Here is a 24,208-nt window from a genome sequence, read left to right as displayed (position 1 = left end):
ATGTAGCGTCGCGATCATGGAAGAGCTGATGGGAACCCCCACTGACCAGGCGCCGGCCGATCCGGCCGTCACCGACGACATGCTGGCCACTCAGCCCGTCGGTTACTGGAGCGGCCTGGCTCATACGGCCGTCACCCGGCATCTGCGCGACGCTATGGCCAAGGTCGACGTCACGCAGCCGCAGTATTGGGTGCTCAACCACGTGAACGGTGGGCCCGCGGCGCCGAGTCGTGAGGAAGTGGTCGCCCAGCTGTCGCCACTCGCGGACGGGCAGAACGAGATCGCCCGGGTCGTCGACCAGTTGCTCCACCGTGGCTGGCTCCACATCGACGCCGGGCGGCGCCTGCACCTCACTGACACCGGGGAGGCTGCCAGGGTGAGGCTGCGCGAGCTGGTGACCGAGCTGCGCACCGTGGTCCACATGGGCATAAGCGACGAGGATTATGTAGCAGCAATCAAGGTGCTGCGCAGGATGATCGCCAACGTCGAAGGCAACAAGCACTCCTAGCCTCGCGCTCTGGCGGCGGCTGTCGTCCAGCAGGCGATCACGTCAGTAGAAAGTGCCTCTGAACAGCAATGCCGGTGATTTAGGGTCTTTTCGCGGGTGGGGGTAGGTGTCCTGGGTTCCCTGTGACTTTGAGTGAGTAGCTGACGTGGCTGGGAGGGCGGGGTTCGTCCCGGCGTTTGGCTTCGAAGGTGTTCCTCGGTGGTTTCTTGAGTCGTTGGCAGCGGCGGTCGCGGCGCGAGGGCAGGAGGTCGTTCAGGAGTTCCTGGACTACTTCGAGTCGGGCGGCGCACTGGATCTGCGGGCTCGCTGCGGTCTGGCCAGCGGTCGTGAGCCGGGCGAGCTGCACCGCTGTGGTGAAGGAGATCCGGTCGGGAGCCGTCGGCCCGCAGGCCGCTGTCAGCGTCTCACCACGTCTAGGACATCCCCGGCCAGTGGGTGCTCGACACCGAACCGGCGGCGCACGATCTCGGCGATCCGGGCCAGCGTCCCAGCACTGGTCACTCCAGCCGGAGACGGCCAGGTCGGCGTCCCACACCGCCGCCATGACCGCGCAGTTGTACCGCATCGGGCTTGCGACGAGCGCCGCCGGGGCCCGTGCGAGCCAGAACCTGCCGGCCGCCATGGGCCAACGCCCGCGGCCAACGGTTCGCAGACGTCCGGGTCACCCGGAACCGTCGGGCCACCTCCCGGAACGACCTTCCCTGACAGACCGTCGACTGGATGCCGAAGGCCTCGTCACCCGGTCTGCCGAAGGCTGATTGACGCATGGTTGCGCACGCAGCTTCCTCTTACGATGGAATCCACCGTCGGGGGAGGGTGGACGTGACGCGCAGGACACCGCAGGGGGCCGGGCGCCGGCTGGAGGAGTCGATCGCCTGGGCGGTCCGGAACGCGGACGGGGTCGTCGCCATCGGGGTCGCCCTGGTCGTCGGGCTCATGGACGTCATGAACGACAAGTTCAGTGACCACATCGTCTCCGGCGCCACCCTGCTGGTTCTCGCCGCGCTGGTCTACGGCTCACTGACCGAGCGCAGACGTCGGCTCGCCGACATCCAGCAGGCGACCGAGGGGACCAGCCGGGCCATCGAAGACCTGGCGATGGTGCGGACCCTGTCCGGGCCGGAGGTCGCGCTGGCGCACGAGCGGGCCCGGCGCAGCACCACCCGCTGGGTGTTCAAGGGCGGCACCGGCACGTATCTGCGCGCCGTCACGCTGCCGGAGTGCGTCCTGGAGGCCCAGCGGCAGCGCCGCTCCATCAGCATGAAGATCGACATCGTCAACCCGGACGACGACCAGGCCTGCGCCGCCTACGCCCGGTTCCGGCGCACCTTCGGGCAGGGCACCGGCGGCGAATTCGCCGAGTGGACCACCGAGCGCACCCGCAAGGAGTCGTACGCCACCGTGGTCGCCGCCGCCTGGCACCGGCAGCGGCTGGACACCCTGGAGATCGACGTCCACCTGTCCTCGGTGGCACCGGCCCTGCGCTTCGACCTCTCGGACACCTGCCTGATCATCACCCAGGACGATCCGCGCCGGGTCAGCCTCTACGTCGAGCGGGACCGGCCGCTGTACGACTACTACGTCACCGAGCTGCACCAGAGTCGGGAACAGGCGGTCAAGCTCGACCTGCGGGAGGCCGTCCCGCTGAGCGACGAGCCGACCGTCGACGAGGTCAGACGGCTCCTCGACCGGCTCGGCCTGCCGCTGCCGGCCAGCTTCACCGACCCCGACGTCGGCGACATCATCGACAAGGCGCTGCGCGCGGAGAACCCCTACCGCAGGTGAGCGCCGTGTTCCGGCCACAGCAGGCCCGAGGGGGGACACGATGGACTACCCGGCCCTGGAACGGGCCGCCCGGCGGCACGCCGCCGCCGAGCTGAGGCGACACGCCGTGGCGGAACTGGATCGGATCGTCTCCGGGCGCCGCGACCTGCGCGCGGTACGCCATCCCCTGGGGTTCGTCTGCCTGCCCATCCTGCGCGACGGCAGCGAAGGGGTCTGCGTCCATGTCTTCGGGGTGGCGGAGGCGCAGTCCGACGCGCCGGTCCCCCAAGTGCACTCGCACAGCTGGGACCTGATCAGCACCGTGTTGTACGGCTGGCTGGGCAACCGGCGCATGGACGTCGACGACACGACCGAGGCACCCACCCACCGGGTCTTCGAGGTGCTCAGCGAACCGTCCGGCGTGGACGAACTCCGGCCGACCCAGCGGCTGGTGCGCTGTCTGCCCGGCGCCGAACAGACCAGCGCCCGCGGCCAGACCTACGCCCTGCCGGCGGGTGAATTCCACACCACGGTGGTGCCGGACGACCGCCCCACCGCCACCCTGGTCCTGGGACGGACCCTGCCCGGCCGGCTGGACCTGTCCCTGGGCCCGTTGTCGGCACCGGGCCACCGCATGGTCCGCCGGACCTGCGACGCGACCGAGACCGCCCGGATCGCTCGGGCCGCCCTCAGGAGGATCCATGAGTCCGAACCCTGACCCCCCGGCCCCGCCCACCGGCTTCGCCCCCGAGCACCGTACGGCGGTGGCCGCCGCCGAGGAGGCCGGGGCGCTCCTGCGGTCCCGCTTCCCGGACGGCTTCACCGCCCGCCCCAAGGGCCAAGGCGGCGACGTCGTCACCGACTTGGACCTGCAGGCCGAACAGCTCGTCGTCGGCCGCATCCGCGAGCGGTTCCCGCACGACCGCATCCTCGCCGAGGAGTCCGGGGAACTGCAGGGGGACGGTGGCGGCCGTACCTGGCTGGTCGACCCGCTCGACGGCAGCAACAACGTGGTGATCGGCCTGCCCGTCTACGTCGTCGGCATCGCCCTGTGCGTGGACGACACGCCGGTGGTGGGTGTCGTCCACGACCCGATGACCTGCCGCACCTGGTCCGCCCTGCGCGGCGGCGGGGCGCACGGTCCGCGCGGACGGCTCGCCGCGCCCGCCGGCGCCCGGCCGCTGCCCCCGGCCGGGCCGTTGCTCGCCTGGACGCAGGGGCACGCCGTCTCCCGCGACGACCCCGCCGCCTGCGCCCTCAAACGCACCCTGGAACTCCGCTGCCGGCGACTCCTCCAGCTCTGGGCACCCCTGGTCGCCTGGGCCATGCTCGCCCGCGGCGACATCGACGGCTTCGTCGGCTACCGCGCCGAAGCCATCGACCTGCCCGCCGGCGCGCTGCTCGCCCGCGAGGCCGGCATGGCCCTACGGCACCTGGACGGCGCCGAGTTCGCCGGCGGCTTCAGCGGGCCGGACACGGCGCGCTCCTTCGTCGCCGGGCGGCCCGAGGTGCTGCCGCACCTGCTCGACCTGGTCGCTAACTCCACTTCTTCACCCGGCACCGAGGACACGCACACGGCGGGAACCGCCCCGACAGGTCCAGCGGCGCGGCGTCCTTCGGCGGCCGGTACGTCACCCTGCGGCCCCACGTCCGGCCGCCGTCCCGGGAGACCCTCAGCGTGAGGTACGCGCCGATGAAGCCCTCTTCCTCGTCCTGCATGCCAACGCCTTTCACGTTCCGTGGTGATGCATGCACAGAGTGAGGTGGAGTCGGGTACCTTCGGAAGGTGACCGAGCGTGACAATGGCGTGCGCACCAGGGGGAGTTGAACAGGTGGCGATTGAGGACAATCCACGGTCGCGCGAGCAGTACGGGCAGGAGCTGAAGCGGAGGCGGGAGGCGGCGGGGCTCACGCAGGAGGAGCTGAGCCAGCGTGTCGTGATGTCCCGCACGCACATCGCGCATATTGAGGCGGGGCGGCGGCGGCCGGATGTGGAGGATGCGCGGCGGCTGGATCTGGTGCTGGGGGCGGGTGGGTTCTTCGAGCGGTTCCTGCCGGTGCTGGATGGCAGGAGGGTTGCAGAACACTTCGCAGAGGCACTGGAGTTCGAGAGCAAGGCGACTGAGATCCGTGAGTACGCGCCCAAGCTGGTGCCCGGCATCCTTCAGACGCCGGCATACGCCCGCGAGGTGCTCAGTTCCGGTGCCTCCCCCAAGACGCCTGAGGAGCGCGACGAGCTACTCGTCACACGCCTCGAACGCGCCCGTATCCTCGACAACTTCCATGCCCCCAAGGTGTGGATGCTGCTCGACGAGGCGGTCTTGAGGCGGAAGATCGGGGGCGCGCAGTTGATGTGCGAGCAACTTCGTCACATCGGGGCCCTCGGGGAGAGCAACCGCATCCGCGTACATGTCCTCCCGTTCTCGGTCGGCTACCACGCACTCCTGGAGGGATTCGTCTCGCTCATGTGGTTCGAGGACCTTCCGCCCATCGCCTACGCGGAGGGCTTGAAGTCGGGCCGGATACTGGAACTTCCGTCCGTGGTCCGCGCATGCCAGGTCGCCTACGATCATGCGCTGGGCGACGCGTTGTCGCACCGTAAGTCCCTGGCGCTGATCAGGTCGGTTGCGGAGGATTACCAGCATGAAGCACAGCGAACACAGCACTCCTGACGCATCCGCCCTGACGGGTTGGCGCAAGTCGAGCTACAGCGGCGGCAGCAGCGGCGACTGCCTCGAAGTCAACGACGCCGCCGCCCCCACCCACATACCCGTCCGCGACAGCAAGAACCCCACCGGCCCCGCCGTACTCTTCACGGCACCCGCCTGGTCGGCGTTCATAGGTGCCGTGAAGATCAGCGGCTAGTGCTGCCCGGTCAGGCGTGGAACGCCTCGAACTTCACGTCGGGACCGCAGACGTTGAACGTGGCCGGCGAGCCGCTGCCGTTGACGACCTTGACCGTGCGGCCGACATCCTTGGGCAGGGCGATCTCCACCTTCGACGCCTGGACCCCGCACACTTCGCGGGCCGACTGGCTGCCCTCGAAGTTCAGGTCGGCGTAGAGCACCTCGGCGGTGGCCGTCGCACCCGGCGCCAGGTCGACGGCGTCGGTTCCGGCCGCGGAGTTGTCGGCCTCGATCGGGTTGCTCTTGCCCTGGTCGTCCTTGGCCACCAGGCTCGTGGCGCCGACGATCGTGCACGGCTTGCCCGACGTGTTGGTGATCTTCACCGTGGCGGCCGCGGGCTCGGACTCGGTGGCGTGCTTGGCGGCGGCCACGAAGGTCACGCCGGTCGTCTTCGCGGTGCAGGCGACGATCGTGCCGCCCTTGCCGCCCGAGCCGGCCGCGCCGCCCGACGTGCCCTTGCTGCTGGATCCGGCGGTGCTGCCCGCCGCGCCCTTGCCGCCGGTGGCGGAGCCCGCCGTGCCGGAGGCGTCGCCCTGGGACTTGCCCGGCGTGCTCTTGGCCGTGGTGGTGTTGGCGTTGGACGGGTTGCCGCCGGCCTTGTCGTCGTCTCCCTGACAGGCAGTGAGAGCCAGCCCTGCGACGAGCATGGTGGCGGCGGCGATCGCTGTACGAACTCGCATTGGAAATCCCCCCTGATGCCGCATTCGGGTGAATGCATGCGGGGAGACGTGGTCGACACCGAGCTCCGTTCCGAGCTGGTACATGACATGAGTCACAGTCCCTGGTGCGGCGAGCGCGGCAACCGAGGGGCGGTTACTTCCGCCGGTGCCCGGTGCCGCTTCGTGTACGACCAGGCCACCGCGGTCATGAGGGCCGGGATGGCGAGCAGTGGGGCGTAGGCGAGGGCCCGGACGGTCTGTGCGGTACCGCTCGACAGGTACGTCCGGCTCTCGACGACGCAGGCGACCACGACCTGCCACAGCGCCACCACGACCAGGCCGGCCGAAGCGGTCCAGGCCGGCGTGGCGAGGGTCCGGGGCCGCGGCGGCCGCCACCGGTCGCTCACGAGGAGCGGCGGGAGCAGGGCGGCCGGCTCGGCGAGGACGGGGAGGCCGACGACGTACGCGACGCCCCAGCTCGGGATGTCGTGGACGTCCTGCAGGACCCGGTCGCTGTAGCCGACGGGGAGACCGGACGGCCATGGCGATGCGCCACAGGCCGGACGGCACCGCGCACAGGGCGATGCAGTGAGCGGCGCGGCGGGCCCAGACGGGCGCAGGAGCGGGGAGCGGAGCGGCTCCTGTCGTCATGAGGCACATGCTGGCCGCGGACACGGCTGCCACGCTTCGTCCGCTGTGGCAGACCGTCTCCCCCGTGCGGCGGAGGACTCATCCGCCGATGCACTACCAGCGGGTCAGCGCCAACGCCGTCACCGAAGCCACCACCGCGGTCGCGGCCAGCACCGCGCCCGTGCCCATCAGCCGTGCCACCGGCACCCGTACCCCGTACGCCACGCACCGCTCGTACCACAGCAGCGTCGCCAGGGAGGCCCACGGCGTCACCACCGGTCCGGCGTTGGTGCCGATCAGCAGGGCGAGGAGCTGGTCATGGTTGCCCAGAGGCACGGCTGACTCCCCGGCGAGATACACGGGGAGGTTGTTGAGGACGTTGGACAGCCCCCCGCCCACCGCCGCCGCCCGGAACAGGCCGAGCGTGCCGCCGTCATGGCCGACCGCCGCCGCCAGCAGGTCGTGCAGTCCGTGCGCGTTGACCGTCTCGACCACCAGGAACATCCCCGGCACCATCACCAGCAGGCGCCAGGGAATGAGGGACGGCCGCAGCACGGACCGGTCGCGTACGGCGAACGCGGCGACGGCGACGGCCGCCGCCGTTGCGGACGCCATCCACAGCGGCACGTCGGCCACCAGGATGGCGAGCAGGAAGCCGCCGCAGGCGAACGCACAGGCACGGAAGAGCACGGGGTCGGCGGGGCTGTGCACTCCGGGCGGCACGTAGCGGTCGGCGCTGTCCGGCCGGACGTCCCCGGCGCGGGCCGCGCCCGGCCCGGACGCCGGTACGGCCACCAGGTCGAGCCGGTCCCCATCCGAAACACCGGCCCCACGCCGGTCCCGCCGCCAGAAGAACAGCCACAAACAAGCCATCGTCACCACGACAGCGGCGAGTTGCGGCGCCCACATCCGCCCCGCCAGGCCCAGTGGTGACAGAGCCACCCGATTCGCGGCGAGGAGGTTCGTCAGGTTCGAGACCGGCAGCAGCAGGCTCGCCGTGTTCGCCAGCCATACCGTGGTCATCGCCAGCGGTACCGGTGCGATGCCGACCCGGGAGGCGAGCGCCAGCATCACCGGGGTCAGCAGGACGGCGGTGGTGTCCAGGTTCAGGGAGATCGTGGTGAGGGACGCGAAGGCCACGCACAGCAGGAACAGAAGCGGATAGCTGCCCCGTCCCGCCCGGGCCACCCGTGCCGCCACCACGTCGAACACCTCGGCTCTGCTGGTCAGTTCGGCCAGCACGATGACCGTGCCCAGGAACGCCAGCAGTGGCGCGATGCGGGACATCGCGTCCGACGCGGACCCTGTGGGGAGCAACCCCGTCGCCACGCACAGCAGCCCGGCCGTCAGCAGGCCGAGCGCCACCCGGTCGAGGACATGCAGACGTAGTAAGGCACGCACGGAGGGTAGCGTCGCACACCTGTGCCCAGCCGGAGCCGGACTGCTCTCGAACGCCTGGAAACGGCCGGTATCGGCCTCTCTTCTCACGGCATCATTGAACACATGGTGGCTCGTCAGATCATCCCGGGGGACACCGGGCCATTGGATTTCTTCATCAGCTACTCGCCCGCGGACGAACGCTGGGCGTCCTGGATCGCCTGGACCCTGGAGGAGGCCGGTTACCGCACGGTGCTGCAGGCCTGGGACTTCGTGCCGGGCACCAACTTCGTCGACTTCATGGACCGCGGGGTCAGCGAGTCCGCCGCCGTCATCGCCGTACTGTCGCGCAACTACGAGCGCTCGCGCTACGGCCGGATGGAATGGCAGGCCGCGTTACGGGCCGACCCCGACGCGCCGGAGCGGCGGCTGATCACCGTGCGGGTCGAGGACATTCCGGTGGAGGGGCTGCTGGCCACCATCACCTACGTCGACCTGGTGCCGGTCACCGACCCGTCGGCCGCCCGCGAGTTGCTGCTCACCCGCGTGCGCCAGGCGCTGGACGGCCGTGCCCGGCCCAGCCTCCGCCCCGGCTACCCGGGTGCCGGCGGCCACCCGGTGCAGCCCGTTCTCCCGGCGCCCGCCGTTCCGTCTCCCGGGCGGCCGCTCGGCCGTACCGGCTGGGCGGGGCGGCGCAGACCGGCCGCCCCGCCGTCGTACCCGCGGGTCTCCGTAGAGACCCGGGGACGGGAGGCGGTCACCGTGCTGCATCTGGCCGGTCCTGCCTTCGGCCGGGGCCAGGACCCCGCCGAGCTGCAGGCGGCGATCTGGGGCGACCTGGTCGAACTCACCGACGCCGGCGCACCCTCGCCCGACCTGCTGGTGGTCACCGGCGACCTGACGGCGAGCGGCAGCCGCCGGGAGTTCGAGCAGGCGCTGGCCTTCCTCACCGGGCTGCGCGCCCTGCTCGGCCTCGAACCGCACCGGGTCGCCCTCGTCCCAGGGGGCCAGGACGTCAACCAGGCCGCCTGCCAGGCCTACTTCAGCAACTGCGAGGCCGACGAGATGCCGCCCCGGCCGCCGTACTGGCCCAAGTGGCGGCACTTCACAGGGCTGTTCCAGGAGCTGTACCAGGGCCTCGACGTCGTCTTCGACAGCGACCAGCCGTGGACCCTCTTCCCGGTGCCCGAACTGCACACGGTGATCGCGGGCCTGAACTCCTCGATGGCCTACAGCCACCGCCGTGACGACCAGTACGGCATGGTCGGCCCCGAGCAGGCCGCCTGGTTCGCCCAGGCGCTGCGCCCGCACGAGACCGAGGGCTGGCTGCGCATCGGCGTGCTGCGCCACTCACCCGGCACCGCGCGGACGTCCGGCGCCCGCCGGACCGCGGCCGCCCTGGACGGCGCCGGGCCGCTGCGCGACACCGACGTCCTCACCCGGCTGACCGCGCCCCGGCTGCACCTGCTGCTGCACGGCCCGACCGACCCCGGTGCGCTGCCCGTCCTGACCACCGCCGCCGGCGAGGTGCCGGTGATCGGTGCCGTCGGACCGGGGCGGCACCAGTTGCTCCGCGTCTCCCGCGAGGGCCTCGCGACCTGGCAGGGTCCGGGGGAGCCGCAGCGGCGCCCGGTCCCGTGGCGGCAGGCCCACCGCGCCTTCGGTCCCGAGGCCACCGTGACGACCGACGGCGGGGAACCGGACGGCCCGGACAGCCCCCTCCTGCCCGAGCCGGAGCCGCGCTCCGTGCAGACGCCGGCCGAGATCCTGCTCGCCCGGGTCGCCGAGGTCTGCCGCACCCGTCACGAGGGCGCCCAGATCCGGCAGGTGGACGGGCCCGTGCCGCAACTCCTGGTCACCTGGAGCCAGTCCGGCTTCGTGCGGCAGCAGCGGGTGGCGGTCCACACCGGCACCCCGACCGCGCAGGACATCGACCGGTTCGTGGCCCTCGTGCACGCCGCCGACGCCGAGACCGAGGCCGAACTCGTCCACGACGGCCCGCCGCCTCGCCGGGAGCTGCGCGACGGCGCCCGCCGCAGGGGCGTGCGGGTGCGCAGTTTCACCGAGTTCCAGGGCCTGCTCGACCTGCGCGGATACGTCGCCGGGCAGAGCGAGCGGCTGCGCACCGATCCCCGCTATCCGCCGGGCATGTACCTGCCGCAGAGGTACCGCGAGGTGGAACGCCTCGACGCCGAGGACCGCGACGGGCTGGTCGACGAGATGCTCCGGCTGCTCGACTCCGACCAGGGGCGCTTCCTGCTGCTCCTCGGTGACTTCGGGCACGGCAAGACCTTCGCGCTGCGCGAGCTGGCCCGTCGTATCCCGGCCGAACTGCCCCATCTGGTGCCGCTGCTGGTGGAGCTGCACGCGCTGGACCGGGCGTACTCCTTCGAGGGGCTCGTCGCCGCCCACCTCGCCGCCCACGGCGTCGACAACATCGACCTGCGCGCCTTCCGGTACATGCTCCAACAGGGCCGGATCGTGCTGCTGTTCGACGGCTTCGACGAGCTGGTCAACCAGGTGACGTACGACCGTGCCGCCGAACGGCTCCAGGTGCTGCTGGACTCCGCCGTGGACAGCGCCAAGATCGTCGTCAGCAGCCGTACCCAGCACTTCCGCTCCCAGGGCCAGGTGCTGACCGCGCTCGGCGAACGCGTCGGCCTGCTCCCGCACCGCCGGGTGCTGGCCGTCCAGGAGTTCACCCCCCGGCAGATCCGCGCCTACCTGGTCAACCGCTACGACGGCGACGAGCAGGCCGCCGACCGGCGCCTCCGCCTCCTCGACGCCATCCCCGACCTGCTCGCCCTGTGCCGCAACCCCCGGCTGCTCGGCTTCGTCGCCGACCTGGACGACGACCAGCTGCGCGCGGTCGCCGGGGCCGGCCGCGCGCTCAGCCCCGCCGGGCTCTACCAGGAGGTGCTGACCGCGTGGCTGCGCTTCGAGGAACAGCGCGCCGGCGGCGGCACCGGCCGGGTACCCGGACTCAGCCTGGACCAGCTGTGGCACGCGGTCACCGCGCTCGCCCTGCGGTTGTGGGAGAGCGGCCAGGACGCGCTGCGGCTGGACGAGCTGACCGACGTCGCCGAGACCCTGACCGGACTCGCGGGCACCCGGCTGTCGGTGCCGCAGACCGCGCACGCCATCGGCTCCGGCAGCCTGCTGGTGCGCAGCGAGGACGGCCTGTTCCGGTTCATCCACGGCTCGGTGGTGGAGTGGCTCGTCGCCCGGGAGTGCGCCCAGCGCCTCACCGCCGGCGACGCCGCGCTGCTGACCAGACGCCAACTCAGCCAGCTTGCTGTGGAGTTCCTGTGCGACCTGGCCGACCACCGGGTCTGCCAGGCGTGGGCCGAGCGACAGCTGGGCGGCGAGGAGCCGGACAACTCCTCGGGGGGCGAGGAGGTCGCCCGGGCCAACGCCGTGAAGATCCTCACCCGGCTGCGCGTGCCCGCCCACACCGACCTTCGCGGGGCCGCCCTGGCCGGTGAGGACCTCTCGTACCGCGACTTCTCCGGCGTAGACCTCACCCGCGCCGACCTCACCGACGCCCGGCTCGTCGGCGCCAACCTCTCCGGCGCCGTCCTGCGGCACGCCCGCCTCACCGGCGCCCGGCTGGACGGCGCGGACCTGACCGGCGCGGACCTGCGCGGCGCCGATCTGCGCCGGGCCCGGCTGATCCGTACCGACCTGACCGGCGCCCGGGTCGAGGGCGGCCGCTGGCGGCAGACGGCGCTGATCTCGGCGACCACCGGCTCCTTGGCGGACACTCCCGAACTGGCCACCGCCGCGATCGCCCCCGGCCTGGCCGTCGACTCCGGCTTCCGGCCCTCCACGGTCGGAGTGCCGTACGGCTTCGACACGCGCACCAGCCGGCTGCCCGAGCCCATCTCCCACAGCCCGGACGGCGAACTGCTCGCCGTGGGCGGTGAGGACGGCGGCGTGCTGGTCTGCGACGCCGCCACCGGCCTGGCCCTGCGCACCCTGCGGGGTCACACCGGCCGCGTGTACGCGGTCAAGTTCCGCGAACGGGTGCTGGCCACCGGCAGCGCCGACGGCACCGTACGGCTGTGGGACCCGGTCTCCGGCCGCTGCCTGCACGTGCTCCCCATCCACCCGCGCGGAGTCTGGCCGCTCGCCCTCGACGCCGAGGGTTCCCTGCTGGCCACCGGAGACGCCGACGGCGTGGTCACCGTGTGGGACACCGCCTCCGGCACCGCGCTGCACCGGCTCCCGGGACACTCCGCGCCCGTCTACACCGTGGCGTTCGGGCCGGGCAACGCCGGCCTGGTCACCGGGGACGCCTCCACCGCCGTACGCCTGTGGGACCTCACCACGGGGCGGCAGACGGGCGAACTGCCCGGCCACCGCAGCGCGGTGTACCGGGCCCGGTTCAGCCCGGACGGCACCCTGCTGGCCACCGGCGACCGGGGCGACGACCGGCGCGACGGCACCGTCCGCGTCTGGGACCTGGCCACCCGGACCCTGCGGCACGAGTTCCCCGGCCACTCCGGCCGCGTCTACACCCTGGACTTCCACCCCGACGGCAGGTTGCTGGTCAGCGGCGACACCGACGGCGAGGTACGGCTGTGGGACCTGGCCGCCGGCGGCTCGGCCGGGCTGCTCGGCGGCTGCCGCGGGGCCGTCTACCAGGTGCTGTTCGACCCCGACGGCACGCTGCTCGCCGCCGGCGACAGCGCCGGAGTGGTCCGGCTGTGGCGCATCGACCCGCAGGCCGACCCCGTCGCGGCACCGCTGAACCGGCAGCCCGCCGAGCACCGCGGCTCGGTCTGGGTGTGCAAGTTCCGGCCGCACGGCGACACACCCGCCCCGGGCTCCGGTCCGCTGCTGGTGACCGGCGGCAACGACGGTGTCGTACGGCTCTGGGACCCCGCCACCGGCCAGGGCAGGCGCATCCTGCGCGGCCACGGACGGCGGATCGGCACCCTGTCCTTCAGCGCCGACGGATCGATGCTGGCAGCCGGCGGCAACGACGGTGTCGTCCGCGTCTGGCACTCCGCCTCCGGCCGGCGACTGCGCGAACTCACCGGGCAGAGCGACCGTCTGGTCTCGGCGGCGTTCGGGCCCGCCGGCCACATGCTGGCCACCGCGAGCAGCGACGGCGACATATACCTGTGGAACGCGGCGACCGGCGAGTACCAGCGCGAACTGGACGTAGAGACCGAGAACGTGTGGGCCGAGGCGTTCAGCGCCGACGGCGAACTGCTGGCCACCGCCAACGACGACGACACGGTACGCCTGTGGTACCGGGCGACCGGAGCGCACGTGGCCACCATCACCGAGCACTACGGCCGGGTCCGCGCGATCGCCTTCCGGCCCGACGGCACGGCCCTGGCCACCGGCTGCGACGACCGCAAGGTGCGGATCTGGGACCTGGCCGGGCGCCGGATCACCGGCGTGCTCGACGGCCACACCGACCGGGTGTACGCCGTGGCGTTCGGGCCCGACGGCTCCTGGCTGGCCAGCGCCTCCTGGGACGGTACGGCGGTGATCTGGAAGGACGGCGAGGTCGACCACCGTCTGACGGGCCACACCGGCAAGCTCTGGACGGCCGCGGCGCATCCGCTGCGTCCCCTGCTGGCGACGGCGGGCGACGACCGGACCGTCCGCCTGTGGGACCCGCGCACCGGCCGGGAGACGGCCCGTCTGACGGGCCACACCGGCCGCGTGCTCGCGGTCGCGTTCAGCCCCGACGGCTCCCTGCTGGCCAGCGGCGGCGAGGACGGCACGGTACGGCTGTGGAGGGTCCCCACCGACGCCCCGGCCGCCCTGCGCGCCACCCTGGTCGGCATGCCCGGCGGCTGGGCCGCCCTGTCGCCGTCCGGCGGCTACAAGTACGAGGGCGACGTGACCGGCGAGTTCTGGCACGCGGTCGGCATGTGCCGCTTCGAACCAGGAGAACTGGACGGCCACCTGCCGGGCGTGCGGCACGTGCCCCTGGACGAACCACTGGAGTGATACGGGCGTACGGAGCGGACAGGGGGCGGTTTTGAACGCGTTCAAACGCGGGCGTACGCTCCTGCCATGAGCGACAGAGCCGCCCTCCTGAAGGGCATTCGCGTCTGGCTGGTCTCCTTCGTCGTGTGCCTCGTGCTCAGCGGGGCCACCGCGTTTCCCCTGGTGCACGAACTGCGCTGGACCGAGAGCGCGCTGCGGGCGCTGTCCGCGCCCGACCTGCTGCCGGGCCTCATGGAGTGGATCTCGCGGGTGCGGGACGGGCTCGACACCGTCGACGCCGAGTACCCGTTCGTGCTGTACGGCACGGACTGGCTGGCGTTCGCGCATCTCGTCATCGCGGTCGCCTTCTACGGGCCGTACCGGGACCCGGTCCGCAACATCTGGGTGGTCGAGTTCGGGATGATCGCCTGCGCCGGGATCATCCCGCTCGCGCTGATCTGCGGGCCGGTCCGGGGAATCCCCTTCTGGTGGTCGCTGATCGACATGTCCTTCGGGGTGTTCGGGGCCGTCCCGCTCTACGTCGTACGGCAGAAGATCAAGCGGCTGGAGGGCTTGAACCAGGGGTACGTCAGCGGTTGAACGCGGGGTAGGCGAAGCGCTGGGCGACGGCCTGGCCGTCGCCCTTGGCGTCGGTCGAGGTGACCGAGTAGACCAGGGTGCGGGAGAGGTCGGGGGTGGCGGCGATCACCGTGGCGTAGCCGGGCCGCGAGCCGGTCTTGCCCCAGATCACCCTGCCGTCCAGCTCGAACCGCTCCAGCGCCGCGCCGTACCGCGCACCGGGGACGTCGGGAAGCGTGAACATCTCCTTCAGCTGCGGCTCGGGCACCACCCGGCCGCTGAAGAGACCCACCAGCAGCTTTTCCAGGTCGGCGGTCGTGGAGATCATGTCGCCGGCCGCCCATCGGTCGGACATGTTCCAGTCGGTCACGTCCGTCAGCCTGCCGTCGATCCAGTCGTATCCGCGGTTGTGCGGCCCGTGGATCCGGGGGTCGGCGCCGACGGGGAACGAGCTGTCCCGCATGCCGAGCGGCCGGAAGATCCGCACCGCGGCCTGGTGCGCGTACGAGTCGCCGGTCACCTTCTCCATGAGCATGCCGAGCACGGTGTAGTGAATGTTGTCGTAGTCCTGGTGGGTGCCCGGCTCGTACGCCGGCCCCTGGGCGACGGAGGAGGCCACGACCTGCTGGGGTGTCAGCGTCTCGAAGCGGTGCGGGTACCCTTCCTCGACCGTGTCGCCGAGCGACGCGCCCGACCGCAGGCCACTGGTGTAGTTCAGCAGCTCCCGCACGGTGACGGGGTGGAAGTCCGCGGTGAGCAGGCCCGGCAGATACTGCTGCACTGTGCCGTCGAGGTCGATGCGGCCCTCCGAAGCCAGCTGCAGCACGATCGCCGCGGTGACCACCTTCGTCACCGAACCGGCCCGGAAGCGTCCGTTCTCCAGGACGGGCGCCCCGGTCCGGACGTCCCGGACCCCGGCCGCCCCGCGCCACGTTCCCTTGCCGCCGACGCGGAGGACCGCGGCGGTGGCGTCGTGGTCGGGCAGTCCGGCGATCGCTGCGGCCAGGGCCTCGGCGTCCGGACCGGTCGACGTGCCGCCGGCCGTGCCGGTCGCGGTCCGCTCGGGTGCGGCGAACGCGGGGGCGGCCAGCGGACCGGCGGCCAGAGCGAGGACGAGACCGGCGGCAAGGACGGTGGTGCGGTGGGCGCGGCGCATGCTGGGCTCCTTGAGGAGATCGCGGTGAGGATTCTTGATCATCCTCTGGCTCCGCGTCGCCCACCGGATCGTCGGCGAGGAGGGGTGCCGACCCTGACCGGCCCCTGGTCAGGGGAACGGAAAAACGGGGGAGTTGTGGGGGTCGCCCCCTACGGCGGCCCGCGCCAGCGGCGGCTCAGGGCTCGCGCGCGTAGCGCTCCTGCGCGGCCATGACCTCGTCCCCGTGCTCGAACGCCCAGGCGCCGAAGGCATCGATGGGCCGGACTGCTGGAGGCGACGGCCGCGCTCCTGATCCGGCTGTGGGTGGTGGAGGGGGCCGATGCCCAGACGATCGCGCCGCCGCTGGAGTTCGCCGGCGGCCATGGCCTGTCCGATGGACGACCGCTCAGCGGAAGAGTCCCGGGCCCGGTGCGCGACCTCCTCGGCCGTCAGGTTCTCCGTGCGGGTGAGGAAGACCCGGACATGGCCGTAGGGGTTTTGCAGGATGGTCGTGCGGTCGCCGTGGAACTGGTCGGCCGGCGGCTGCAGTAGTTCGGCACCCGCCGCAACGGCCCTGCGTGCGAGCGCGTCGACGTCGTCGACGACGAATGACGCTTCGTACTAACCCGGCCACCGACACCGTCGTCAACGCGGATCACCAGCGCTTCCTACCACGCGAAGTACCTGAGCAACTTCTACAAGATCCGCTCAGCCTGCGGAGGCTGATGAGGCCGGTGCCCATCGCTGCACCCCTCGCCGGAGAGGCCCTAACCGCCGTTGCGCAGGGCGTGCAGGGTGTCGTTGCGCAGGGCGTGCAGGGTGTCGATGCGGTTCGTGGTGATCGAGTCGACGCCCAGGTCGAGGAGGTGGCGCATGGCACGGCGGGTGTCCGGGGTCCAGACGGACAGCAGGTAGCCGCCGTGGTGGACGCGGGCCGTCAGGTCGCGATCGACCAGGGAGAAGCGGTAGTTGAGCCAGCGCGGGCGCACCGCGTCCAGCAGGGCGGGCCGGGGCGGGGCCAGGGTCGTCCAGGTCAGGGCGATCTCGGCGGACGGATCGGCGGCGCGGACGGCGAGCATGGCCTCGGCGTTCGCGCAGTAGTACACGCGGTCCCGGGCCCCGCACTGCCGGACGACGTCCAGGGTCTTCTCGACGGTCCGCCGGTCGACCCGGCCGCACAGGTCCACCATCACCCGGGCGCCGTGCGTCGCGGCGAGGGCCTCCGCCAGCGTCGGCACCGCGCCCGCCGTGAGTCCGCGCAGTTCCTCGGCCGACAGGGCGAGCAGCGGCCGGTCGTGTGCCCACAGTCGCTCCAGCGTCTCGTCGTGCAGCAGCACGGGGACGCCGTCGCGGGTGAGCCGTACGTCGATCTCGACCGCGTCCGCGCCCAGGTCGAGCGCGGAACGCAGCGAGTCGAGGGTGTTCTCGCGGAAGCGGTAGGGGTCGCCGCGGTGGGCCACGGCGGTCACGGTCTGCATGGCCCCCATTGTGGGGTGTCTCAGGGGGCGAGCCAGCGGGCGGTATAGGTGTCGATCTCCGCCGCGATCCGGGCCTTGCCGACCGGGTCCAGGAAGGACGCCTCGACGGCGTTCTTGGCGAGGCCGGCCAGGCCCCGCTCGTCCAGGTCGAGGAGGCGGGCGGCCACCGCGTACTCGTTGTTGAGGTCGGTGCCGAACATCGGCGGGTCGTCGGAGTTGATCGTGACCAGCACGCCGGCCCGGGTGAACTCCTTGATCGGGTGCTCGTCCAGGGTGCGGACCGCGCGGGTGGCGATGTTGGAGGTCGGGCAGACCTCCAGCGGGATGCGGTGCTCGGCGAGGTGTGCGAGCAGCTTGGGGTCCTGGGCGGAGCTGGTGCCGTGCCCGATGCGCTCGGCGCGCAGTTCGGTCAGCGCGTCCCACACCGTCTCCGGGCCGGTCGTCTCCCCGGCGTGCGGGACGGAGTGCAGGCCGGCCGCGATGGCACGGTCGAAATAGGGCTTGAACTGCGGTCGGGGCACGCCGATCTCGGGCCCGCCGAGCCCGAAGGACACCAGGCCCTCCGGGCGGATCCGGTCGTCGGTGGCGAGGCGGGCGGTCTCCTCGGCGGACTCGAGACCGGCCTCGCCGGGGATGTCGAAGCACCAGCGCAGTACGGTCCCGAACTCGGCCTCGGCCGCCTTGCGCGCGTCCTCGATCGCGGCCATGAAGCCCAGTTCGTCGATGCCGCGGCGGGTCGAGGAGAACGGGGTGATGGTCAGCTCGGCGTACCGCACCTGCTGCCGGGCCAGGTCACGGGCCACCTCGTAGGTCAGCAGCCGGACGTCCTCCGGGGTGCGGATCAGGTCCACGACGGACAGGTACACGTCGATGAAGTGCGCGAAGTCCGTGAACGTAAAGTAGTCGACCAGTGCTTCGGGGTCGGTGGGGACCTTGGAGTCGGGGTGGCGGGCGGCCAGTTCCGAGACGATGCGCGGGGAGGCGGAGCCGACGTGGTGGACGTGCAGTTCGGCCTTGGGCAGTCCGGCGATGAAGGCGTGCAGATCGCGGTCGGGCGTGCCGACGGCGGGTACGGAGCTGCGGTCGGTCAAGGGTTCCTCCCCAGGAACGGCGCCCACGGACCGAGGTCCGGGCGCGGGTGATCGGCTGATCGGTGACTCGGGGTCATGGTAGGCCCCCGCCTTCGGCGGTCGGGCCCTCGCCGTAGCATGGCGGGACATCCATCAAGGGGGGCTTGAGACATGTCCGACGAGGTGCCGCAGTCGATGCCACCGGAGCACGGCGCCGGGGGCCGGCCCACCTCACCTCGGGTCTCCCTGGACAAGGAGTCCGGGGAGCGTTCCGTGCCCGAGCAGCCCGTACCGGACCCGCCGGGGGCGGCGCCGCCCGCGAGCACGGACCCGTGGGCGGCTCCGACGAGCCGGCCGGGAGCCGGTGACACGGTCCTCTCCGGTGCGTCCGGAGCACCGGCACCGGCACCGCACCCTTCCGTTCACGACCAGCAGACGGTCACCTCCCTCTCCATGCCGGACGCGCCTGCCGACGCGGTGCCACCGGCGTGGGCCAAGCCGGCCGACCCCTACGCGTCTCCAGCGGTCGCGCCGTCGGCGAATGCCCCGGCCAACCCCTTCGCGCCTCCGTCCGCGGACGCCCCGGCGACCCCGTTCACCCCGCCCGGTGCCGCCTACTCGGCAGGAGCTCCGGTGCATCCCTACGCCCCGTCGGCGCCGGCCGCCCCCGGCAACCCGTACGCGCCGCCCACGGCATCCGCTGCCCAGCCCCAGGAAGCGGTCCCCGTGCCTCCGCCGCCCATAGCGCCCGACGGCCCCGGCCAGGTGCCGTACGGCTACCCGGCCGCCCCGTCCGCGTACGGCTACCCGGCCCAGCAGCCGCAGTACGCCGGGCCCGGCATCCCGTCCTACCCCGCGGCCAACGGCTACGCCTGGCCGGGACTGCAGCAGCAGCCGAACAACGGCATGGGCACGGCCTCCCTGGTGCTGGGCATCCTGGCGTCGGTCGGCTTCTGTGCCTGGCCGCTGGCCCTGGTGATGGGCGTCCTGGCCGTGATCCTCGGTGCCCTGGGCCGCGGCAAGGCCCGCCGGGGCGAGGCCACCAACCCGGGCGTGGCCCTGGCCGGGATCATCTGCGGGGCCGCGGGCATCGTGCTGGTGCTGGGGCTGTTCGCGTTCGCCATCGCGTACTACAGCTGACCTGTCGGTCACCTCGTGGGGGGGCCATCGCGTACCACAGCCGGCCTACCGGGCACCTCGCCGCGGGCGAGCGGAGAGCCGCCCAGGAAAGCGGGCTGTGTGTGATGCGGGGCCGGTTCCAGGCGGGGCCGTGCTTGATACGCGGCTCGCCGCCTGGGCGCGCACAGGTCTCACCGCATCCGCTGTTGCCGTCACCCCTCACGCCCGGCGGCGATCAGGCCAACCCGCCGAAGGCCCGCACCATCACACGCCGACTGCTGCCAGCCGCTCCCGCGCCTCCATCAGCGCGAAGCCCAGCAGGTTCGGGCCGCGCCACTGCTGCGGATCCGCCGCCCGCTCGTCGTCCGCGGCGAGTCCGATGCCCCAGATCCGGTCCACGGGGCTGGCCTCGACCAGCACCCGCTTGTCCGTGGCCAGCAGGAAGTCCCGCAGGTCCGGATGCGCGGCGAACTTGTGGACGCTGCCCGCGACCACGATCGCGTACCGCTCGCGCTCCCATACGGAGTCGTCGAAACCGCGCACCAGCCGCCCCGCCTGCTTGGCCAGCGCGGGACTGCGCGCCTCCAGAACGCGCCGCTCCGCCTCCGCGTCGCCGAAGAGCCGCGCCTTTCCCGCCATCATCCAGTGCTCGGCCGTTGCATAACGCCTGCCGTCCACGGTGAACGGCGCCGGCCACCACTGGCTCAGGCAGCTCGCCCCGACCTGCCCGTCCGTCCGCGGACGGTGCCCCCAGAAGTGCAGATACTCGACCTTCACCCCCGAGCGGACCGCCTTGATCAGGGCTTCCCTCGAACCGATCTTCCCCATGCACGCGAGTCTGGCACGTACTACGGACACTCCGTCCGCCCTTTTCCGCGCCCACTCGACACCTGGTCGACAGATTTCGTCGCGTAACCAAAAGGCAACAACGGAATCACTTGTTGGGGTCCTATTGCTCTGTCAGGATCGGCACTCAAATCGAGCTGGAGCTACGCCACCCCACCCCCGGGACGGGCGAACGGCGGAGGAGAGCGACATGCACAACCCGGGCATTGCCCCCCCGGAACGATTCGCCGCGCAGGAGCGCCTCGCGGACGGCGCGCAGTTCATCGCGGGCCGTCTCACCAAGGGCACCTCGGGCCGCACCCACGCCGTGGTCGACCCCGCCACCGGCGAGGAGGTGTACACCTATGAACTGGCCGGCACCGACGACGTCGACGCGGCCGTCGCCGCCGCGCGCGAGGCCTTCCCCGGCTGGGCCTCCACCACCCCGGGCGAGCGCTCGGACGCCCTGCACCGGTTCGCCGCCGTCCTCGCCGACCGTGCCGAGGAGTTCGCCCGCGCCGAGTCCCTGCAGTGCGGCAAGCCGCTGAAGCTCACCCGCGAGTTCGACGTACCGGGGACCATCGACAACACCGCGTTCTTCGCCGGCGCCGCCCGGCATCTGCAGGGGCAGTCCGCCGGTGAGTACTCGGGCGACCACACGTCGTACGTCCGGCGCGAGCCCATCGGTGTCGTCGGGTCGATCGCGCCCTGGAACTATCCCCTGCAGATGGCCGCCTGGAAGATCCTCCCGGCGGTCGCCGCGGGCAACACCATCGTGCTCAAGCCCGCCGAGCTGACGCCGCTGACCTCGCTGCTGTTCGCGCAGGCCGCCACGGACGCCGGCATCCCGGACGGTGTCATCAACATCGTCACCGGGACCGGCAAGGAGGTCGGTGAGCACCTCGTCGGGCACCCCGACGTGGCGATGACCTCCTTCACCGGATCCACCGCCGTCGGCAGGCGGGTCGCCGAAATCGCCACGGCCACGGTCAAGCGCCTCCACCTGGAGCTGGGCGGAAAGGCCCCCTTCGTCGTCTTCGACGACGCCGACCTGGAGGCCGCCGTGAACGGCGCGGTCGCGGGTGCGCTGATCAACACCGGGCAGGACTGCACGGCCGCCACGCGCGCGTACGTGCAGCGACCGCTGTACGAGGCCTTCGTGGAGCGGACGGCCGCCCTGATGGAGACCGTACGGCTGGGCGATCCCTTCGCGGCCGGCACCGACCTCGGACCGCTCATCTCACACGTCCAGCGCGACCGCGTCGCCGCCTTCGTGGACCGGGCGCGCGACTACGCGCGCGTGGTGACCGGCGGCGAAGCTCCCCAGGGGGACCTGAAGAACGGCGCCTACTACCGGCCCACCCTGATCGCCGACGCGGCCCAGGACAGTGAGATCGTCCAGTCCGAGATCTTCGGTCCCGTCCTGATCGCACTGCCGTTCGAGAGTGATGATGAGGGCATCCGGCTGGCCAACGACACCCCCTACGGCCTTGCCGCCTCTGCCTGGAGCGCCGACGTCTACCGGGCGAACCGCGCCACCCGTGAGCTCAAGGCGGGCTGTGTGTGGATCAACGACCACATCCCGATCATCAGCGAGATGCCGCACGGCGGCTACCGGGCCTCCGGCTTCGGCAAGGACATGTCGGTGTACTCATTCGAGGAGTACACGCAGGTCAAGCACGTAATGTTCGACAACACGGCGGTGGCGAGGAAGGACTGGCACCGCACCATCTTCGGGGACCGCTAGAGACGATCCGGCCAGTGAACAGGCCGATTCCTCCCGAAAGGGCACCACGCGCATGGAGCAGTACGAGCCCGACCGCCTGACCCCGGCCCAAGTGGCCGCCGTGCGGCGCAGCCTGCGCAACGGCCGGGCGGCGATGACCCGCCGGTCGCTGCTGCGCGCCTCCGCCGGCGGCGCGCTCACGGTCGGCGGACTCGGGGCGCTGAGCGCCTGCGGGATCCCCGCGGCGGGCAAGACGCAGGGCGGCACGTCCGCCCAGGACCACTCGGCCAAAGAGAAGGTCGTGAACTTCTCCAACTGGACCGAGTACATCGACGTCGACGACAGCGGCAAGCACCACCCGACGCTCGAGGCCTTCCGCAGGCGGAGCGGTATCACGGTCAAGTACACCGAGGACATCAACGACAACAACGAGTTCTTCGGCAAGATCAAGCCGCAGCTCGCGGCGGGCCAGGACACCGGCCGCGACATCGTCGTCCTCACCGACTGGCTGGCCGCCCGGCTGATCCGCCTCGGCTGGGTCCAGAAGCTGGATCCGTCCAACCTGCCGCACGCCTACACCAACTTGTCGGCCCAGTTCCGCGACCCCGACTGGGACCCGGGACGTGCGTACTCCTATCCCTGGCAGGGCATCTCGACCGTCATCGCCTACAACAAGAAGGCGCTGGACGGCGTCGAGGTGAGGTCGGTCTCCGACCTGCTCGACAACCCCAGGCTCAAGGGCCGCGTCGGCTTCCTGTCGGAGATGCGCGACAGCATCGGCATGACCCTGCTCGACATGGGCAAGGACCCGGGGAACTTCACCGACGACGACTTCGACGCGGTGATCGCCCGGCTGCAGAAGGCCGTCGACAAGGGCCAGATCCGCCGCTTCACCGGCAACGACTACACCTCGGACCTGACCAAGGGCGACTTCGCGGCCTGCATAGCCTGGGCCGGTGACGTGGTCCAGCTCAAGGCGGACAGCCCGGACGTCGACTTCGTCATCCCCGACAGCGGCTACATGACGTCGACCGACAACATGCTGGTCCCCAACCGGGCGCGTCACAAGACGAACGCCGAGCGGCTGATCGACTTCTACTACGAGCCCGAGCAGGCCGCCGCGCTCGCCGCCTACATCAACTACGTGAGTCCGGTCGACGGAGTGAAGCCCTACCTTGCGAAGATCGACAAGGATGCGGCGAACAACCCGCTGATCGTTCCCGACAAGGCCATGCAGGCAAAGTCCCACGCCTTCCGCTCCCTGAGCCAGAAGGAAGAGACGGCCTACGAAGAGAAGTTCGCGAAGCTCACAGGGGCGTGACGACCATGACGACAGACAACAGCGGCGACGTCCGCCTCTCCGGTATCGGCAAGACCTACGGCGCCTTCACCGCCGTGCACCCGCTGGACCTGACCGTGCCGCAGGGCTCCTTCTTCGCCCTGCTCGGCGCCTCCGGCTGCGGCAAGACGACCACCCTGCGCATGATCGCCGGCCTGGAGGAACCTTCCTCCGGCACCGTGCACCTCGGTGACCAGGACGTCACGCACCTGCCGCCGTACAAGCGGCCGGTCAACACGGTGTTCCAGTCCTACGCCCTCTTCCCCCACCTCGACATCTTCGAGAACGTCGCCTTCGGTCTGCGCCGGCGCGGCGTCAAGAGCGTGAAGAAGCAGGTCGAGGAGATGCTGGAGCTGGTCCAGCTCGGCGAGCAGGCGCGCAAGAAGCCGCACCAGCTCTCCGGTGGCCAGCAGCAGCGTGTCGCCGTGGCCCGCGCGCTGATCAACCACCCCAAGGTGCTGCTCCTCGACGAGCCCCTCGGCGCCCTCGACCTGAAGCTGCGCCGCCAGATGCAGCTGGAGCTCAAGCGCATCCAGACCGAGGTCGGCATCACCTTCATCCACGTCACGCACGACCAGGAGGAGGCCATGACGATGGCCGACACGGTCGCCGTGATGAACGCGGGCCGTGTCGAGCAGCTCGGCTCGCCCGCCGACCTCTACGAGAACCCGCAGACCACCTTCGTCGCCAACTTCCTCGGCACCTCCAACCTGATCGAGGCCGAGGTCGACACGGAGAACGGCGACGACATCGTACTCAAGGCGGGCGGCGGCAAGCTCGTCCTCCCCGGGGCGCGGTGTTCCGCCCCGGCCACGGCCGGCGGCAAGGTGCTGGTCGGCATCCGCCCGGAGAAGATCTCCCTCACGCACGCCGACGACGCGGGGGAGATCCCCGAAGGCCGCAACCGCATCACCGGGAAGATCGCCGATTCCAGCTTCATCGGTGTCTCCACGCAGTACGTCATCGACAGCCCGGTCTGCCCCGAGTTCGAGGTCTACGCCCAGAACATCGACCGCGACCACCGCCTGACGCCCGGCGCCGACGTCGTCCTGCACTGGAACCCGGCGCACACCTTCGGCCTGGACGCGGCCCAGGACATCGACGCCGGTGTGGAGACCGTCGAGGAAGAGGTCGCGTAGAC

19 protein-coding genes and 2 pseudogenes are annotated in these 24,208 nt (G+C 71.6%); 13 read left to right on the top strand and 8 right to left on the bottom strand.

The window, feature by feature from the left end; translation table 11 throughout:
- The first annotated feature begins 16 nt into the window (after positions 1-16).
- The 6 genes from ACFZDC_RS20605 to ACFZDC_RS20580 all read left to right on the top strand — a co-directional run bounded on the left by ACFZDC_RS20605 (position 17) and on the right by ACFZDC_RS20580 (position 5,137).
- A complete protein-coding gene (locus ACFZDC_RS20605) occupies positions 17-508 on the top strand; it encodes a MarR family winged helix-turn-helix transcriptional regulator (protein ID WP_391325731.1) in 492 nt (163 codons plus the stop codon).
- Between the two features lie 822 nt (positions 509-1,330).
- Complete coding sequence (locus ACFZDC_RS20600; RefSeq protein ID WP_391325729.1) at positions 1,331-2,293, top strand: hypothetical protein; 963 nt, start codon at positions 1,331-1,333, stop codon at positions 2,291-2,293.
- A gap of 40 nt (positions 2,294-2,333) precedes the next feature.
- Complete coding sequence (locus tag ACFZDC_RS20595; RefSeq protein WP_391325727.1) at positions 2,334-2,990, top strand: hypothetical protein; 657 nt, start codon at positions 2,334-2,336, stop codon at positions 2,988-2,990.
- Positions 2,974-3,954 (top strand): inositol monophosphatase family protein, encoded by a 981-nt coding sequence (locus ACFZDC_RS20590; protein WP_391325725.1) that lies wholly within the window; start codon positions 2,974-2,976, stop codon positions 3,952-3,954. Before ACFZDC_RS20595 ends, ACFZDC_RS20590 begins: the two co-directional genes overlap by 17 nt.
- A 150-nt stretch (positions 3,955-4,104) precedes the next feature.
- Positions 4,105-4,944 carry a Scr1 family TA system antitoxin-like transcriptional regulator gene (locus ACFZDC_RS20585; RefSeq protein WP_391325723.1) on the top strand — a complete coding sequence of 280 codons (840 nt, stop codon included), beginning with the start codon at positions 4,105-4,107 and terminating at the stop codon, positions 4,942-4,944.
- Entirely contained in the window at positions 4,916-5,137 is a 222-nt protein-coding gene (locus ACFZDC_RS20580) for a DUF397 domain-containing protein (protein ID WP_391325722.1), read from the top strand. Before ACFZDC_RS20585 ends, ACFZDC_RS20580 begins: the two co-directional genes overlap by 29 nt.
- A gap of 10 nt (positions 5,138-5,147) precedes the next feature.
- On the opposite strand, the gene ACFZDC_RS20575 is transcribed toward ACFZDC_RS20580, so the two are convergent.
- The 3 genes from ACFZDC_RS20575 to ACFZDC_RS20565 form a co-directional block, all read right to left on the bottom strand.
- Positions 5,148-5,858 carry a DUF4232 domain-containing protein gene (locus ACFZDC_RS20575; RefSeq protein WP_391325720.1) on the bottom strand — a complete coding sequence of 237 codons (711 nt, stop codon included), beginning with the start codon at positions 5,856-5,858 and terminating at the stop codon, positions 5,148-5,150.
- Between the two features lie 92 nt (positions 5,859-5,950).
- Positions 5,951-6,244, bottom strand: coding sequence for a hypothetical protein (locus tag ACFZDC_RS20570; protein WP_391325718.1), 294 nt, complete (start codon positions 6,242-6,244; stop codon positions 5,951-5,953).
- A 337-nt stretch (positions 6,245-6,581) separates the two neighbouring features.
- Positions 6,582-7,868, bottom strand: a complete 1,287-nt coding sequence (locus tag ACFZDC_RS20565; protein WP_391325717.1) for an SLC13 family permease — start codon at positions 7,866-7,868, stop codon at positions 6,582-6,584.
- A 102-nt stretch (positions 7,869-7,970) separates the two neighbouring features.
- Here ACFZDC_RS20565 and ACFZDC_RS20560 point away from each other — a divergent pair, with 102 nt between their 5' ends.
- Both ACFZDC_RS20560 and ACFZDC_RS20555 read left to right on the top strand, forming a co-directional pair.
- Complete coding sequence (locus tag ACFZDC_RS20560) at positions 7,971-13,817, top strand: TIR domain-containing protein (protein ID WP_391325715.1); 5,847 nt, start codon at positions 7,971-7,973, stop codon at positions 13,815-13,817.
- A 66-nt stretch (positions 13,818-13,883) separates the two neighbouring features.
- Positions 13,884-14,396, top strand: coding sequence for a hypothetical protein (locus ACFZDC_RS20555; RefSeq protein WP_391325714.1), 513 nt, complete (start codon positions 13,884-13,886; stop codon positions 14,394-14,396).
- Here ACFZDC_RS20555 and ACFZDC_RS20550 read toward each other — a convergent pair.
- Positions 14,386-15,531: a serine hydrolase gene (locus tag ACFZDC_RS20550; protein WP_391326085.1), complete on the bottom strand. Its 1,146-nt coding sequence runs from the start codon at positions 15,529-15,531 to the stop codon at positions 14,386-14,388. The two genes, ACFZDC_RS20555 and ACFZDC_RS20550, sit on opposite strands and share 11 nt — an antisense overlap.
- A gap of 175 nt (positions 15,532-15,706) precedes the next feature.
- Positions 15,707-15,790: pseudogene (locus ACFZDC_RS20545) on the bottom strand (transcriptional regulator); the annotation flags it as partial.
- On the opposite strand from ACFZDC_RS20545, the pseudogene ACFZDC_RS20540 reads away from it, so the two are divergent.
- Positions 15,790-15,891 (top strand): annotated as a pseudogene (locus ACFZDC_RS20540) (NADP oxidoreductase); the annotation flags it as partial. The pseudogenes ACFZDC_RS20545 and ACFZDC_RS20540 sit on opposite strands and share 1 nt — an antisense overlap.
- A 386-nt stretch (positions 15,892-16,277) precedes the next feature.
- Here the strand turns inward: ACFZDC_RS20540 and ACFZDC_RS20535 are convergent.
- Both ACFZDC_RS20535 and ACFZDC_RS20530 read right to left on the bottom strand, forming a co-directional pair.
- The gene (locus ACFZDC_RS20535) at positions 16,278-16,988 is read right to left on the bottom strand and encodes a glycerophosphodiester phosphodiesterase family protein (protein WP_391325712.1); all 711 of its coding nucleotides are present in this window, start codon (positions 16,986-16,988) and stop codon (positions 16,278-16,280) included.
- A gap of 20 nt (positions 16,989-17,008) precedes the next feature.
- The gene (locus ACFZDC_RS20530; protein ID WP_391325710.1) at positions 17,009-18,079 is read right to left on the bottom strand and encodes an adenosine deaminase; all 1,071 of its coding nucleotides are present in this window, start codon (positions 18,077-18,079) and stop codon (positions 17,009-17,011) included.
- 150 nt (positions 18,080-18,229) lie between these two features.
- On the opposite strand from ACFZDC_RS20530, the gene ACFZDC_RS20525 reads away from it, so the two are divergent.
- Positions 18,230-19,198: a DUF4190 domain-containing protein gene (locus tag ACFZDC_RS20525; RefSeq protein ID WP_391325708.1), complete on the top strand. Its 969-nt coding sequence runs from the start codon at positions 18,230-18,232 to the stop codon at positions 19,196-19,198.
- 243 nt (positions 19,199-19,441) lie between these two features.
- Here the strand turns inward: ACFZDC_RS20525 and ACFZDC_RS20520 are convergent, their stop codons facing one another.
- Complete coding sequence (locus ACFZDC_RS20520; RefSeq protein ID WP_391325706.1) at positions 19,442-20,005, bottom strand: NADAR domain-containing protein; 564 nt, start codon at positions 20,003-20,005, stop codon at positions 19,442-19,444.
- Between the two features lie 208 nt (positions 20,006-20,213).
- Between ACFZDC_RS20520 and ACFZDC_RS20515 the strand changes: the two genes are divergently transcribed.
- Genes ACFZDC_RS20515 through ACFZDC_RS20505 form a run of 3 tightly spaced genes read left to right on the top strand, consistent with a single transcriptional unit; the run spans position 20,214 to position 24,206 of the window.
- A complete protein-coding gene (locus ACFZDC_RS20515; protein ID WP_391325704.1) occupies positions 20,214-21,749 on the top strand; it encodes an aminobutyraldehyde dehydrogenase in 1,536 nt (511 codons plus the stop codon).
- Positions 21,750-21,801: 52 nt separating this feature from the next.
- The gene (locus ACFZDC_RS20510) at positions 21,802-23,049 is read left to right on the top strand and encodes an extracellular solute-binding protein (RefSeq protein ID WP_391325702.1); all 1,248 of its coding nucleotides are present in this window, start codon (positions 21,802-21,804) and stop codon (positions 23,047-23,049) included.
- Positions 23,046-24,206: a polyamine ABC transporter ATP-binding protein gene (locus ACFZDC_RS20505; RefSeq protein ID WP_391325700.1), complete on the top strand. Its 1,161-nt coding sequence runs from the start codon at positions 23,046-23,048 to the stop codon at positions 24,204-24,206. Before ACFZDC_RS20510 ends, ACFZDC_RS20505 begins: the two co-directional genes overlap by 4 nt.
- The last annotated feature ends 2 nt before the right edge of the window (positions 24,207-24,208 follow it).

The organism is Streptomyces sp. NPDC007905 (genome assembly GCF_042959345.1).
In the GTDB taxonomy this organism is placed as follows: Bacteria; Actinomycetota; Actinomycetes; order Streptomycetales; family Streptomycetaceae; genus Streptomyces.
Note: the sequence above shows the minus strand (reverse complement) of the source record. Positions and strands in the feature narration are given on the sequence as shown.

What these genes read in the sequence shown, in the direction of transcription:
- ACFZDC_RS20605 (WP_391325731.1), top strand. Translation starts at nt 17, where the DNA reads ATGGAAGAGCTGATGGGAACCCCCACTGACCAGGCGCCGGCCGATCCG.
- ACFZDC_RS20595 (WP_391325727.1), top strand. Translation starts at nt 2,334, where the DNA reads ATGGACTACCCGGCCCTGGAACGGGCCGCCCGGCGGCACGCCGCCGCC.
- ACFZDC_RS20590 (WP_391325725.1), top strand. Translation starts at nt 2,974, where the DNA reads ATGAGTCCGAACCCTGACCCCCCGGCCCCGCCCACCGGCTTCGCCCCC.
- ACFZDC_RS20580 (WP_391325722.1), top strand. Translation starts at nt 4,916, where the DNA reads ATGAAGCACAGCGAACACAGCACTCCTGACGCATCCGCCCTGACGGGT.
- ACFZDC_RS20575 (WP_391325720.1), bottom strand. Translation starts at nt 5,858, where the DNA reads ATGCGAGTTCGTACAGCGATCGCCGCCGCCACCATGCTCGTCGCAGGG.
- ACFZDC_RS20560 (WP_391325715.1), top strand. Translation starts at nt 7,971, where the DNA reads ATGGTGGCTCGTCAGATCATCCCGGGGGACACCGGGCCATTGGATTTC.
- ACFZDC_RS20555 (WP_391325714.1), top strand. Translation starts at nt 13,884, where the DNA reads ATGAGCGACAGAGCCGCCCTCCTGAAGGGCATTCGCGTCTGGCTGGTC.
- ACFZDC_RS20550 (WP_391326085.1), bottom strand. Translation starts at nt 15,531, where the DNA reads ATGCGCCGCGCCCACCGCACCACCGTCCTTGCCGCCGGTCTCGTCCTC.
- ACFZDC_RS20535 (WP_391325712.1), bottom strand. Translation starts at nt 16,988, where the DNA reads ATGCAGACCGTGACCGCCGTGGCCCACCGCGGCGACCCCTACCGCTTC.
- ACFZDC_RS20525 (WP_391325708.1), top strand. Translation starts at nt 18,230, where the DNA reads ATGTCCGACGAGGTGCCGCAGTCGATGCCACCGGAGCACGGCGCCGGG.
- ACFZDC_RS20520 (WP_391325706.1), bottom strand. Translation starts at nt 20,005, where the DNA reads ATGGGGAAGATCGGTTCGAGGGAAGCCCTGATCAAGGCGGTCCGCTCG.
- ACFZDC_RS20515 (WP_391325704.1), top strand. Translation starts at nt 20,214, where the DNA reads ATGCACAACCCGGGCATTGCCCCCCCGGAACGATTCGCCGCGCAGGAG.
- ACFZDC_RS20510 (WP_391325702.1), top strand. Translation starts at nt 21,802, where the DNA reads ATGGAGCAGTACGAGCCCGACCGCCTGACCCCGGCCCAAGTGGCCGCC.